Source organism: Sporosarcina sp. NPDC096371 (assembly GCF_044762865.1).
Classification (GTDB): domain Bacteria; phylum Bacillota; class Bacilli; order Bacillales_A; family Planococcaceae; genus Sporosarcina.
Map to the genome: position 1 here is coordinate 27,848 of NZ_JBIWFE010000009.1, position 14,117 is coordinate 41,964.

7 protein-coding genes are annotated in these 14,117 nt (G+C 38.5%); 4 read left to right on the forward strand and 3 right to left on the reverse strand.

The annotated features are described in order from the left end of the window. The first annotated feature begins 9 nt into the window (after nt 1-9). Both gltB and gltD read left to right on the forward strand, forming a co-directional pair. A complete protein-coding gene (gene gltB, locus ACIQ0H_RS18685; RefSeq protein ID WP_403418121.1) occupies nt 10-4,542 on the forward strand; it encodes a glutamate synthase large subunit in 4,533 nt (1,510 codons plus the stop codon). A 17-nt stretch (nt 4,543-4,559) separates the two neighbouring features. Further along, the gene (gene gltD / locus ACIQ0H_RS18690) at nt 4,560-6,041 is read left to right on the forward strand and encodes a glutamate synthase small subunit (RefSeq protein WP_403418124.1); all 1,482 of its coding nucleotides are present in this window, start codon (nt 4,560-4,562) and stop codon (nt 6,039-6,041) included. Nucleotides 6,042-6,340: 299 nt separating this feature from the next. On the opposite strand, the gene ACIQ0H_RS18695 is transcribed toward gltD, so the two are convergent. After that, nucleotides 6,341-6,538, reverse strand: a complete 198-nt coding sequence (locus ACIQ0H_RS18695) for a response regulator (RefSeq protein WP_403418126.1) — start codon at nt 6,536-6,538, stop codon at nt 6,341-6,343. 565 nt (nt 6,539-7,103) lie between these two features. Here ACIQ0H_RS18695 and ACIQ0H_RS18700 point away from each other — a divergent pair. Both ACIQ0H_RS18700 and ACIQ0H_RS18705 read left to right on the forward strand, forming a co-directional pair. Then, nucleotides 7,104-10,889 carry a polysaccharide lyase family 8 super-sandwich domain-containing protein gene (locus ACIQ0H_RS18700; protein WP_403418129.1) on the forward strand — a complete coding sequence of 1,262 codons (3,786 nt, stop codon included), beginning with the start codon at nt 7,104-7,106 and terminating at the stop codon, nt 10,887-10,889. A gap of 342 nt (nt 10,890-11,231) precedes the next feature. After that, nucleotides 11,232-11,363, forward strand: a complete 132-nt coding sequence (locus ACIQ0H_RS18705; RefSeq protein WP_403418132.1) for a hypothetical protein — start codon at nt 11,232-11,234, stop codon at nt 11,361-11,363. Between the two features lie 433 nt (nt 11,364-11,796). On the opposite strand, the gene ACIQ0H_RS18710 is transcribed toward ACIQ0H_RS18705, so the two are convergent. Further along, nucleotides 11,797-12,480, reverse strand: coding sequence for a response regulator (locus tag ACIQ0H_RS18710; RefSeq protein WP_403418135.1), 684 nt, complete (start codon nt 12,478-12,480; stop codon nt 11,797-11,799). A 38-nt stretch (nt 12,481-12,518) separates the two neighbouring features. Then, the gene (locus ACIQ0H_RS18715) at nt 12,519-13,994 is read right to left on the reverse strand and encodes a sensor histidine kinase (protein WP_403418137.1); all 1,476 of its coding nucleotides are present in this window, start codon (nt 13,992-13,994) and stop codon (nt 12,519-12,521) included. Between the last annotated feature and the right edge of the window lie 123 nt (nt 13,995-14,117).

Here is a 14,117-nt window from a genome sequence, read left to right on the forward strand (position 1 = left end):
GGGGTTCATATGACATTTCATCAATTACCGAAAGCACAGGGCATGTATGATCCAACGTTTGAACATGACGCATGTGGGATAGGTTTATATGCACATATAAAAGGAAATGCGACACATGATATCGTAAAAAAAGGATTAGAAATGTTATGTCGACTTGACCACCGTGCGGGTCGTGGAAGCGATGGTCAAACGGGTGATGGTGCGGGACTGATGGTGCAGATACCAGATGTTTTTTTTCGTGTTGTATGTAATGAATGGGATTTGCCGAAAAAAGGGGCTTATGGCGTAGGAATGCTATTTTTTACAGACAATAATGAAGAACGTGCGGGCATTGAAGAAAAAATAAATGACATGATTATTGCGGAAGGGCAAGAACTCATTGGGTGGAGAACAGTTCCAATTAACACTGGTGTTCTAAGCGAAAAAGCAAAAGAATCAGTACCAGTCGTTCGTCAAGTTTTCATCAGAGCAATAAACACATCTGATTCACTTGCATTTGAACGTAAATTGTATGTCATTCGAAAACAAGTGGAGCACTGGGCACTACAACAGGATAAAAAATTCTATTGTGCAAGTCTATCAAGTCAGACAATCGTCTATAAAGGATTACTTACTCCCAAAGAAGTGGATTTTTTCTACGTGGAACTTCAAGATGAACTATTTACATCTGCCTTTTCATTAGTACATTCTCGCTATAGTACCAATACATTTCCGAGTTGGGAAAGAGCACATCCAAACAGATATATTGTTCATAACGGCGAAATAAATACTTTACGTGGAAATATTAACTGGATGAAAGCACGGGAACAACAATTTGTATCAGAAGCATTTGCGGAGGATCTTCCAAAACTTTTGCCGATCATTGATACAAATGGGAGCGACTCATCCATGTTAGATAATGCATTTGAATTTTTTGTGCTTGCGGGTAGAAAACCAGCTCACACAGCCATGATGTTAATACCAGAACCTTGGACAGAAAACCCTCATATAACTGAGGAGAAAAAGGCTTTCTATTCTTATCACAGCAGTTTAATGGAGCCATGGGATGGACCAACAGCTATTTCATTTACAGATGGGAAACAAATTGGAGCAATTTTAGATCGCAATGGTTTACGACCAGCTCGGTACTATGTGACAAAAGATGATTATATTATTTTCTCTTCTGAAGTAGGGGTAGTAGATGTAGAAGAAGAAAATATTTTATACAAAGAACGTTTAAACCCTGGAAGAATGCTACTTGTTGATTTAGAACAAGGTCGTATTATTTCAGACGAAGAAATTAAATCAGATATGGCAAATGCATTACCTTACCAACAATGGTTAGACGAAAATTTAGTAACTATTACATCTGAAATGGAAGAACCAGAGCAAATAGATGACTTGTTGTTCAAACAAAAAGCATTTGGCTACACATATGAAGATATTCAAAAATACATGATTCCAATTGCATTAGATGGCAAGGACCCAATTGGATCAATGGGGAATGATACACCACTAGCCGTTTTATCAGATCGACCACAATCGTTATTTAATTATTTTAAACAGCTCTTTGCACAAGTAACAAATCCACCAATAGATTCAATTCGTGAGCATATTGTGACTTCTACAATGACGCTACTTGGTGCAGAAGGAGATTTACTGCATCCAAATCCATCTAATAGCGAACGAATCATTTTAGACACACCTATTTTAACGAATAGCCAGTTTAGCCAACTAAACGAAATGAAATCAAAAAAATTCCAAAGTGCGACTATAGAATTAAATATGTCTGGAAATTTAGAGGTCGATTTATACCATGTTTCTAAACAAGCGGATGAATATATAGCACAAGGAATAGCTTTACTCATACTTTCCGACCGACTGTTGGATGTAAAGCAATCTACAATTCCAGTCCTACTAGCTGCAAGTAGTCTCCATCAACATTTACTTCGCACAGGAAATCGAACGAAGGTAAGTATTATTGTGCAATCCGGTGAAGCAAGAGAAGTGCATCAATTTGCTGCTCTGATTGGATTCGGGGTAGATGCGATTAATCCTTATCTTGCTTATGCAACGATTGCAGAAGCAATAGAAGATGGGCATATCGATAGTAGCTATGCAGTAGCGGTTGCGAAATATAGCAAAGGTGTTGCAGATGGTGTAGTGAAAGTAATGTCGAAAATGGGGATTTCAACTGTTCAAAGTTATCGCGGAGCTCAAATTTTTGAAGCGGTAGGGATTAGTAAAGAAGTGATTGAACGTTATTTTACAGGAACTGTTTCTCAATTAGGTGGTATTAATCTAGAAACGATCGTGGTAGAAGCGAATAAAAGACATCAAGCAGCTATAGATTCCATTGGGGCTTCTTTAGATTCAGGTAGCGATTTCCAGTGGAGAAGTACTGGTGAACATCATGCATTTAATCCAAAAACGATCCACACACTTCAGTGGGCTACTCGAAAAGGGGATTACGGTTTATATAGACAATATGCAGAACTGGCAAATGAAGAGCGTATTGGATTTTTGCGTAATTTATTGACATTTAAAAAAGATGTTAAACGTATTCCACTGGAAGAAGTCGAGTCTGTAGATTCCATTGTCAAACGATTTAAAACGGGAGCGATGTCGTTTGGTTCATTAAGCAAAGAAGCTCATGAAACACTTGCTATTGCGATGAATCGCCTAGGGGGTAAAAGTAATAGTGGGGAAGGTGGAGAACATCCTATCCGTTATGAACTAGATGCCAATGGAGATAACCGAAGAAGTGCCATTAAACAAATCGCATCTGGTCGATTTGGAGTGAAAAGTCATTATTTAGTGCAAGCAGATGAACTGCAAATCAAAATGGCGCAAGGTGCGAAACCTGGCGAAGGCGGTCAGTTACCAGGTAATAAAGTATACCCATGGGTAGCCGATGTTCGTGGATCGACAACTGGAGTTGAATTAATATCTCCACCTCCACATCATGATATTTATTCGATTGAAGATATGGCGCAGTTAATTCATGACTTAAAAAATGCGAATAGAACTGCTCGTATTAGTGTGAAACTAGTGGCGAAATCGGGTGTTGGAACAATTGCTGCTGGGGTGGCAAAAGGTGCAGCAGATGTGATTGTCATAAGTGGATATGACGGTGGAACGGGAGCATCTCCTAAAACAAGCATTAAACATACGGGACTTCCTTGGGAGCTAGGACTCGCAGAAGCGCATCAAACATTAATATTAAACGGTTTACGTGATAGAGTAAGACTGGAAACAGACGGAAAATTGATGACTGGTAAAGACGTTGTAATGGCTGCCTTACTTGGGGCTGAGGAGTATGGATTTGCAACAGCTCCATTAATCGTTTTAGGCTGTATTATGATGCGTGCGTGTCATTTAGACACTTGCCCAGTTGGAATTGCGACTCAAAATCCGGAACTTCGCGATAAATTCACAGGAAGTGCTGATTATGTTGTGAATTTTATGAGATTCGTAGCGGAAGAAGTTCGTGAGTATATGGCGTTACTTGGATTCAGAACAGTAGAAGAAATGGTAGGACGTGCGGATGTGCTAGAAGTTAGTGATCGTGCAAAAGAACACTGGAAAGCAAAACAATTGGATTTAACGGCATTGCTTTATCAGCCAGAGGGAGCACGTACGTTTAAAATTCCGCAAAATCATAAAATAGAACAATCATTTGACTTACGTGAATTATTACCAAAAGTAGAACATGCTATTCTAAGTGAATCCAAAGTGGAATTGAATTATCCAATTGCAAACACGGACCGTGTTGTAGGCACGATTATTGGAAGCGAAATTTCCAAACAATATGGTGCTAGAGGATTAGCCGACGATTCGATCACACTTCGATTTACAGGAGCTGCCGGGCAAAGTTTTGGTGCGTTTATACCAAAAGGGATGTCTATGTATGTAACAGGAGATGTAAATGATTATTTTGGCAAAGGATTATCTGGTGGAAAACTGATTGTCACTGCACCTATTCATGGTGTTGCTGAAGAAAATGTTATTGCTGGAAATGTTGCGCTTTATGGTGCAACAAGTGGAACTGCATTTATAAATGGACGTGCTGGGGAGCGCTTTGCAGTTCGAAATAGTGGTGTAGATGTTGTCGTGGAAGGCATTGGGGATCATGGCTGTGAATATATGACAGGAGGGCGTGCTGTCATATTAGGGGATGTTGGGAAAAATTTCGGAGCAGGAATGTCTGGCGGTATTGCGTATGTACTTGTTGATGACTTGGACGGATTTCAACAAAAATGTAACACAGCAATGATTGGATTTGAACGAATTGAATTATCAGAAGAAAAACATGCGATTCGCCGATTAATTATGGATCATTATTATTACACGAAAAGCACGAAAGCTATGAACATACTAGATAAATGGGAGGAGAATGTTCAAAGATTTGTAAAAGTCGTGCCAACTGATTATAAGAAAATGCTCGACAAAATCGCTGACTTTAAGCGGGATGGTTTAACGGATGATGCAGCTGCAATACAAGCATTTTTAGCATCTTCCGTGAACAAAGAAATAAAGCCACTCACGATTGTGAAAAAGTAAGAGAGGGGGAATAGTAAATGGGTAAACCTACTGGATTTATGGATTTTAAACGAGAAAAAGGAAAGGAGGAAGCCCCTCTCAAACGTATTAAAAATTGGGCTGAGTATGCCTCGAAGTTAACAGATGAAGCACTTCAAACACAAGGTGCAAGATGTATGGATTGTGGGACTCCTTTTTGCCATATGGGGACTGAAATACGAGGTGCGACTGCCGGCTGTCCAATTAATAACTTAATCCCTGAGTGGAATGATTTAGTGTATAAAGGAAAGTGGCAGGAAGCACTAGAAAGATTATCGCTGACAAATAATTTTCCGGAATTTACTGGTCGGGTTTGTCCAGCTCCTTGCGAAGGGTCTTGTACACTTGCCATTTCAGATCCAGCAGTATCGATTAAAAATATTGAGCGGACTATTATCGATAAAGGATTTGAAAATGGCTGGATAGTTCCTAGAATTCCAGTAGAGCGCACAGGGAAAAAAATCGCTATAGTCGGCTCTGGACCTGCTGGACTTGCAAGCGCAGATGAGTTAAATCAAGCGGGTCACTCTGTAACTGTATTTGAACGTGCGGACCGTGCTGGTGGACTGCTCATGTACGGCATTCCAAATATGAAACTAGAAAAAGATGTAGTCGAACGTCGAATTCAATTACTTCAGCAAGAAGGGATTGAGTTTGTGTTAAATACGGAAATTGGTAAAGATATTTCTGCAGATCAATTAAAAGATGAGTTTGATGCGATTATTTTATGTATCGGCGCACAGAAACACCGTGAACTTCGTATGGAAGGTAGCGATTCAGATGGTGTTCATCTTGCAATGGATTTCTTAACTTTTACTACCAAAAGTTTGCTAGATTCTAATTTTGCTGACGGGCAATTTATCAATACAAAAGGGAAAGATGTCATCATAATTGGTGGAGGAGATACGGGGGCAGATTGTGTGGCAACTGCAATTCGTCAAAACTGTAAATCGGTTGTCCAGTTCGGAACACATCCACAGCTACCAAATACAAGAGCGGAAGATAATTTGTGGCCAACCGATCCGAAAATATACAAATTGGAATATGCTTATGAGGAAGCCGAAGCTAAATATGGTAAAGATCCTCGTGAATACTTAATCCAAACAAAGAAAATTGTCGCAGATGAGAAAGGCAATTTAAAAGAGCTCCATACAATTCAAATGGAAAAGATACTTGCGGAAGATGGATTTCATTATTTTAAAGAAATACCTGGTACAGAAAAAATTTGGCCTGCACAATTTGTGTTTGTTGCAATTGGATTTGAAGGAGCAGAGCTTTCATTGCCAAACCAATTTGGCGTGAACATTGTAAACAATAAAATTGCAGCAACAACAAAAGATTATGCAACAAATGTAGATGGCGTATTTACTGCAGGAGATGCGAGAAAAGGTCAAAGTCTTATCGTTTGGGCCATTAAAGAAGGGCAAGATGTAGCGAAAAAAGTCAATGAGTATGTAAGTAAGCAGCCAGTCATTTTATAATAACTGGTTATCAACGTACCAATGAAATCTAATCCAGCCTCAAACAAGATATGGTTGCAGGGAATTGACGAAATTTTGAGATGATGTTAATCAATCAAAGGACAGCAACGTCGAGAAGCGCGGGAGGAGTTCCCGCGCTTTTTTCATGTTTTTTTGAATACCTCTGAGTCCTTTGTATCGCTGAAGCATTGTTGATTCAAGACTGCCGGACGAATATATCCTTTTTCTAACTTCTCGAAACTACTTCCTTATGGGGTGTGGGATTAGTTAATGGTGCCAGGTTCTCATTGAATTCTGAATTAATTTAGAACCTGGCACTCGTTTTTTAAATCCATCAATACAATTTCTGGCTTTTTGAAGGTAGCAAAGTCAACTGCTTCATATCCACTTTTGGCGGACGCAATCAACTCTTGGTTTTCAACACTACCAATAATTCTTTCAAGTCGCCTACTGTGGCCTTTCATATCGTCTCCGAATAATATTCGAATGTTTTCCATAGAAATTCCTCCACGAAGAATAAAAAATAGAAAGGGGCATATTTTATACCCCTATTACCGATAAAAGCATTTAATCCCCCTTACACATGCTGCAGACATCAAAGTAAACGCCACGTATACTTTAAAATGGCAACTTTGGTACTGTGAATTTCCCGCCCCTTTATACTATTTAGCCTAATGCGAGTCATTCACATTAGGCTAAATAGTATAAAGGGATTGAAAGTATAAAATAAGAAGTCCTAAATGAAAATTCAATTTATATGTTCTATGGGGGTATAATTCTTTCCACTTATTCAAATTAGTGAAACCGCTTACAATGATTAAAGAAAGTAACTTTTTTAAAGGGGGGATAGTGACGTCAATTGCCTGTGAATCATGAATTTTTTTATAGTTTGGTGGGAATAGATAGGTTCTAAGGGTTGCTCAAAAAAGAAAGTGCGGATACTATTTCTCCCTAAAACCTAGCAATAGCTACCGCTGTTCCAACCATCGTGTCAATCATCCAAGTTTACTTCTTGACGCTTTAAGCACCATATTGAAATCAAGGAATAAAGGAGAGAAACGAATGAATGTGAAGCAGTTGGGGAAAAAGGGACTATCTATTTTTATCATTTTTTCATTATTGATTGCCATGACGGCAAATATGGCACTTGTTCAGGCTAATGAATTGAAGCAATTACTCAATCCTGGATTTGAAGAAACTGGTATTGCAAAAGATGGCTGGGATCAAATAGGAGCTAAGAACTGGAGTGTCTGGAAACCAACGGGAAATCCGGTTGTGTCCATTTCAGAGGGTGCAAGTTACACAGGCAATTACGGATTGAAAATTTCTTCTGCGGAAAATGGTAGGGCGGCAGTTTCGCAGGATGTGCCTGTTAAAGGTGGAAAGTCGTATCAGCTAAGCACTTGGCTGAAAACAGAAAACATAGTGAGTGGCCAAGGTGCACGGATGAGAATTGTATTGTATGAGGGGAATCATCAACTTGACCTGCTATATTCCAATCGGCTGACAGGCACTCATGATTGGTCGCAAATCAAAATGGATGTGAAAGTTCCTCTTAATGCGGATAGTATTAGAGTTCAGCTTTTCTTTGAAACAGGTACAGGTACAGTCATGTTTGACGATGTTTCATTGGAATTAATCAATCCCGCACAATCGATGTCTATTGAACAAAGTGAATTGATCCTTAAAGAACAAGAAACATCTGTATTGAATGTAAAAATGGATCCAATTGATGCTAGTTCAAAAATTTCGTGGTTTTCTACGGATGAAACAGTCGCTACCGTGGAAAACGGAATTGTGACTGGAAATTCTACTGGTGAAACTGTAATTATGGCTTCTACAGATAATGGATTATCCGCTAGCATTCTTGTAAAAGTTATCAAGAATGATGAAGTAGAAGGGCCTGCTGTCGAATGGCTGGATTTGAATCCAAAAGAACTCGAATTAGAATCTGGCCAAGTTCGTTTGCTCAAAACAAGTATTGTTCCTAAAAACGCGGATGCCGAAAAATTGATTTGGCGTTCTTCAAATGAGGCAGTAGCTTCCATTCAAAAAGGCATTGTAGAGGCAAAGTCTGCGGGAACAGCCGTCATTACAGTCGAGACGAAAGATGGAATGCTGAAAAGTGAGAGTCAGATTACTGTTAAAACTGTAAATCTGGACGAATATGATCAGCTCCGTAAAAAATGGGAAAACCAGATTACAGGTCTTGATTATTTTGATAAGTCCATTGAGCGCATGAATCAAGTAATCGAAAATAAAACAAAAGCAGCAGAAGGAATTTGGAGAGGTATGGTCAAGAATGAGGACCGTTCATTCCTCTGGGGTGACTCTGCCAGTAAAGATGATTCTGCGGACATCAGACAAAACTATCGCAATCTAAACACAATGTCACAGGCTTTTGCAAATGAACATTCATCCCTTTATAGGAATCCACAATTGCTACAAGATATTTTAGGGGGGCTTGAGTGGTTATATGAAAACCAGTATAACGAAAATATTGTACAGTACAGCAATTGGTGGCACTGGGAAATTGGTGTGCCTAATGAATTGAACAATCTTATGGTCTTATTATATGACTATATGGATAAGGAAACAGTACATCGCTATTTGAAAGTTGTGGATCATTTTCAGCCTGATCCAACGAAATCTGGAGCAACTACCCCAGAAAAGTATCGAGAAGCTTTAGGGGCGAACCGTATTGATGTTAGTAAGGTAGTGGGAGTGCGCGGGGTCGTTGTGAAGGATGCAGCTAAAATTGCAGCTGCACGTGATGCGCTGAGTCAAACCTTTGAAAATGTCACGGAAGGAGACGGTTTTTATCAAGATGGCTCCTTCGTGCAGCACGAAAATATTGCCTATAACGGATCATACGGGATAGTACTAATCGAAGGATTGACGGAGTTACTAGAATTATTAAGCGATTCCACTTGGGATGTGACTGATCCTAAAGTAAATAATGTGTATGAGTGGATTGAAAATGCTTATGAGCCATTTATGTATAAAGGCGCTTTAATGGATATGGTGAGAGGAAGGGCGATTTCTCGTAGTTTCCTTCAGGATCATACTGCAGGTCATACAATCATTAAAAGTGTGATTCGTATGGCACAATTTGCACCGGAACCATATGCGGAAAAATATCAAAAAATGGCTAAATACTGGCTACAAGAAGATACGTTCTTAAATTATTTCGAGAATACAGGAAACTTCCGTGACATGGTCATGGCTAAACAGTTATTGGATAATCAAGAAGTAACACCACGGGGAGACCTTGATTTCCATAAAAATTTTGCAGCGATGGACCGCGTTGTCCATAGAAAGCCGGGCTATGCATATGGAATCAGCATGTATTCTAACCGAATTCAAAACTATGAAGATATGAACAATGAAAACCGCAAAGGTTGGTATACAGGCGAAGGCATGACGTATTTGTACAATGCAGATTTAGGTCAATACAGTGATCATTTTTGGCCGACTGTTGACCCTTACAGGATGCCTGGAACAACAGTAGATACGATGAAAAGAGCGGATGGAAGCGGCGAGCATACTTCACCAGAGTCATGGGTGGGAGGTTCAACACTGAATAATCGCTTTGGAACAACGGGTATGTCTTATAAAGCCTGGAACAGTTCACTGATTGCAAAAAAGTCCTGGTTTATGTTTGATAATGAAATTGTTGCACTTGGCTCTGGGATTAGTAGCAATGAAGATCGGAAGGTAGAAACGATTGTAGAAAATCGAAAGATCCGCAATGATGGTTCCAACAAACTCATCATTGATGGTAAAACTCCTGATTTAGGTAGTACGCAGGATCATTCGTTTAATGCCCATTGGGCTTTTCTTGAAGGTAATGTTCAAGGCGCTGATATTGGCTATTACTTCCCAGAAGGAAAAACACTGACAGTTAAAGTAGAAGAACGTACTGGTTCTTGGAAGGATATTAATTATGGTGAACCGGCAGACCCAATAAAGAGATCCTATGCAACCATGTGGTTTGACCATGGAATAAAGCCTGGAAATGACACGTATTCATATGTCCTTCTTCCAGGTAGAAGCCAGAAACAAACTGAAGAGTACGCTAATGATCCCGATATTAAAGTTTTACGTAATGATTCGGCTGTTCAAGCTGTTCACAACGTGAAGGAAAATATCATTGGGGCTAATTTCTGGAATGATAAGGAGCAAACTGTCGGACCTCTAACGGTGTATCAAAAAGCCTCGGTTACGATGCAGGAGAAAGACGGAGTGCTTGAGATTGCAGTATCAGACCCAACGATGAAAAACGAGGGCTTTATTAAAGTTGAAATTGAAGGTAAAACGTTTCATGTATTGAAAGCTGATGAAAATATCAAAATAGAACAATTAAATCAGTCTACGGTATTGGAAATAGATGTTAATCAAGCGAGAGGTAAAACATTTACAGCTAAACTACAAATGACTAGCGATAACTCTATTCCTATTGAATCAGGCATTACTGTCCGAGCGAAAGGTTATGTGGATCTTCCAAAGAACTCTGCGCTTGGGAAAAAGTTGCATATTAATAGCGAATGGACAACGAGAGAGGACAACAAATTAGTTGGGAATGCCGGCATTAATGTTACTCCTCAAGGACTTCTTTTGGAATTGAAGGAAGCGGTCGTGCTTAATTTAACTGAAAACCATGCTGAAATCGAAACAAAAGCGCTCGATAAAAACGGTAATGTGTATAGCGTTCGCTTGACAATGAACAACATCTCTAAATCGTCCGCACGGCTATCGATCCTCATCTGGAAAGGTGAAACGCAAGAGGGCGAACCTGTAATAGAAATTGAAGATCAAGCTTTTCAAGGAAGTTTGAAAATCAAGTGAAAAGTAAAGGGAAATGAGGAGATTGGATAGCATTAAGAAGTGGAAATGACTGTTAGTTTAAAAATTAGTGAAGGGTGCCTATTTTACGTTGAATTCTGAATTATTTTAGAACCTGGCACTCAACACTCTGCTGACAAGATCGTTATGCTTAAAGTAGGCCTGACACGCATAGGACATGTAAACTCTTCCTTGATCCGAATGCATAATCACACCATCTGGATTAGTAAAAGAGTGAGTAAGTGAAACGGTCAAGATTCGAACATTGCCATTTCACACTCATTTTAGACGTAATACTAATTTTAACCGAAGACCTTCTAATTATTAAATTAGGAGGTTTTTTTGTTGTCTAAAAGAACGGGGGTCTTTGATATTCAACTCGAGTTGAAAGATTTAGTTTTGAAAAGTGAGCCGTCAGAAAATAAAAAAGATAGCTTTATGCTTATTGGGCAGGCACTAGAAACGGTAATAAGGTAAATGAAGGTGAGTGGATTTAGGAAGCATACAATCAATGACCATAATTTGCATATGGATCATTTCTGCAAAGTTACTGGTGCAAAGCTCTTACCCGGGTGTCTCATACTAGGGGGGTTACATATATTGGTATTATTTTACTGAGAAACTAAAAACGGAATTTGAGGATATTTATGGAGAAGTACCTTACCCATAATAAAAGGCTATCGGAAGATAATCACCGATTACTTTACAAACAGATTTAGTATCTAATTACATAAAAGTACCCTACAGCTTATCAAAAAGCTGCAGGGTACTTTTCGGTTATTGGTAAATCTGTCAAAAATCAGCCGCAAATAATTTGGAATATGATGTCACAAGTAGTGAAATATAGTGTTCGTCGTCAATAAGAAAGCCCGCTAACGGTTTTTACATGCCCTATATAAATAGTTCTAACTTAGGAAATGTCTTTGATCATATCAAAAAGTTTTAGTTCGTTTACTTTTTTGACGATTTCCTTTGTACTTGATTTATCAAACTTCTTCAACAAGCTATTAATTTGTTTTTTGATTGTTTCAATTTCCACGGTACGAATATCCGCTATTTCCTTCCGTTTTAAACCATTGCAAAGCAGTTTCAGAACTTCAAGTTCGGATTGTGTCAAACTGGAAATCACTTTAAAAGACTGTGTTAAGTTATCTTCTGATGACTTAATGCGCGCAAATTCTTGTCGAATCTTTTCTGCGATAATTGGACGGATTGGGGATTGATTGTTGGTGGCAGAATAAATCGCCTCCAGGATTTCTTCTTTTGGAGCAGACTTAATTAAATAATCAACGATCCCGGTTTGAAAGGCGGCAAACACAATATTATCATCTTGATGGATTGTCAACATGATGATTTTCGTTGTTGGAGAAATCTTATTAATTTCTGCCGCAGCTTTAATTCCCGCCAGTTGACTTTCCATTTCAATATCCATTAAAACAATACTGGGTTTCTTGATAGCAGCAAAGGCTATTGCTTCATACCCGCTCTTGGCGGATCCTGCCAGCTCTAGGTTTTTGTCACTGTGAATAATTCGCTCCAGTCGCCTGCGGTGCGCCTCCATATCATCTGCAATTACAATTCGAATCTTTTCCAATAGTTTCGCTTCCTTCCTAAGAGAATATGGGGGACTTCTTATTCCTTCTTAACAAGCGGTAATAGAATAGTAAACTGAGTGAATTTCCCTTGTTCGCTCGTTACCTCAATTTTTCCTCTGTGAGCCGAAACCACCTTATGACAAAAAGATAGGCCAATTCCCCAATTTGTAATACTTGGCTTTGTGGAAAAGAAAGGGGTGAAAATTTCATCTAAATTTTCAGTATTAATGCCGGGGCCATTATCTTTAATGGTCACCGTTCCCCACCGATTGATATGGTGCAGTTCTATCCAAATACTTCCTCCAGCTGGTTCAAGGGCTTCAATAGAATTCTTAAGAATGTTATATAATGCTTCGGAAATATGATCTTCATCTATATAAACAGCGATATCATCAATTGGTTTTTCAAAATATACGTTTATACAGCTTGAATGAATCCGCTCAATTGCTTTTTCAATTGGGATGTATAGCGGTGTGGATTTTATATTCAGTGTAATTTGTTTCAATTTATTATTTGCCTCATCAATACTTTGAAAAGATTGTTCACAGGAATCTGTGATTAGTTTTAAGCTATAGAGGGCATCTTCATCCATTGCAAACTTCTCTTGTAAATACTCGGCTTCAGAACGGATCGCGAGCAGATGGTTTTTAATGGCGTGGGTAAATGCGCGAATTCCTAAAGAAGCCGTATCAATTTTTTTCTTTGTAATAATGTTTAAATTTGAATGACGGGCGGTAATGGTTTTGTATTTGTAAATATTAAAGAGCATGGTGATAATCGCCAAAACCGCAATGATGGGAAAAATACGATATTTTCCTGTATATAAATTGATAGGCGGCTGAATGTAATTAATAAAGTCTTTGCTAAAAGTTGTCCTAACAAAAACAAACGGTGCCCAGTAAAATATGAAAAGATGTACAAAAGTAATCGGGATTAGACTAATAAGAATATAAAGCGTTTGATCCCGAATCGATTTAAGACTGTAATAACGGATGAAATAATAGATAAATAAAGCAAAGCTGGTAATGATGCAGGTGAAATTGAATCCCGTGAAAATTAGTTCTGAAATCTTGATATATTTCTCGTATTGATGCGAGATGTTGGCTTCGAAGGCAATATCCTGAAGGAAAAGATTAATGCTAGGGTCATAGAGCAGAAACTGGACAATCCCAAGTATACCTAACAGGACATAAATATACCTTCGTTTTATTGTGACCATATTCCTACTTACAAACGAGATGCTAAAACTTAAAAAAGAAACATAAAAAAGGACCAAGCCCAGATTAAATAATCGGATTAATGTATTAGCATCAAAGTTTTGAAGAACAAGATTATTCCAGGTTCCTGGATTAAAATCGATAAATTGATTTACAACACTATAGTAATAATTAAATTTTGCAAGATAGAGGGTGAAAGAAACATACGCCAAAATCCATCCGATGGTTAGTGTGCAAAGAAAGAAAATGGATCTGCTGCTAAGGTTTTTACAGATAAATAGGATTAAAATGACCATAAAAATGAGGCAAAGGAAAATCATAATTGTCACTCCAGTTTCAATAGGGGTAAAAAACATTCACCTTATTTTAAAAAATGAAAGCACTTACAATGAGTATATAACAAAATATTCATAATATTA